Here is an 834-nt window from a genome sequence, read left to right as displayed (position 1 = left end):
ATCGTCTCCAGTCAGCTCAAAAGCCTGTCCAAAGCCTTTCACATAAGTACCTGAAACCGCAGTTAGTCTGAATAGATGAAAGTCGGGTAGAGAGCGAAGCAGCTTCACTGTATTTCCATGACGTTTTTCAAAGCCATCAAGAATATTGTTCCATTCAGGGTCTTCTTGCTTGAGTTCTTCTGCTTTGCACTTAAGGTTTAGTCGCTTGCGGGCAAAAACGTTTTTGCTCTTGTCTTCATCTTCAATGATCAAAATAGAGAGACTGGGGTGAGCAAGTAAATTGTGCGTGTGTGTCGCAAGCTGACTGATAAAAATGTAGTAAGCTGAGCCCGTTTTCAGAAAGGGGGTATAGCTGATGCACGGCTCTTTATCTTTTCCAAGTGTTGCTAATTGGAGTGTCTGAATTTGCTCGTTGAGTTCAGCGATTTCAGTTTGAATTTGCTCTGTACTGATTTCAGGGTTCTTTGCCATGGTGTTTACTTTTCTAGCTGTTTTATCGCGCCTTGCATCATTGCTGAGTTAAGCACTTGTGTGCCCCGCTTAGAACGATTTGCCTCAAGAATCAGTGCAGCGGCAACATCGTGAGCTTGAATCGCTTTTAAATTGCCAGGGAGTATGCCCATAAATACTTCACCTAGCTTTTCAGCTGGACGAAATTCACCTCTGTCGCCGAGTAATAGGCTAGGCCTAGCAAGTGCTATATGAGGATAATTGAGCTCAAGTAGCTGATGTTCCAGTTCGCCTTTCATTTGCATATAGTAGGAGAACGCTTTCACCTTGGCACCATGCGCAGAGACAAGGCCATAATAGCGAGCGCCGTTCTGAAGACCTAGC

General features: G+C 44.6%; 1 protein-coding gene and 1 pseudogene. Both read right to left on the bottom strand.

Going from position 1 to position 834, the window contains the following annotated elements; genetic code table 11:
• On the bottom strand, positions 1 to 471 hold a 471-nt coding region (locus A3766_RS00420; protein ID WP_068641442.1), incomplete at its 3' end, for a HugZ family protein.
• A gap of 5 nt (positions 472 to 476) precedes the next feature.
• A pseudogene (locus tag A3766_RS30010) lies at positions 477 to 834 on the bottom strand (hypothetical protein); the annotation flags it as partial.

This window comes from Oleiphilus sp. HI0132 (assembly GCF_001635845.1).
This window is presented reverse-complemented; position numbering and strand designations above follow the sequence as displayed.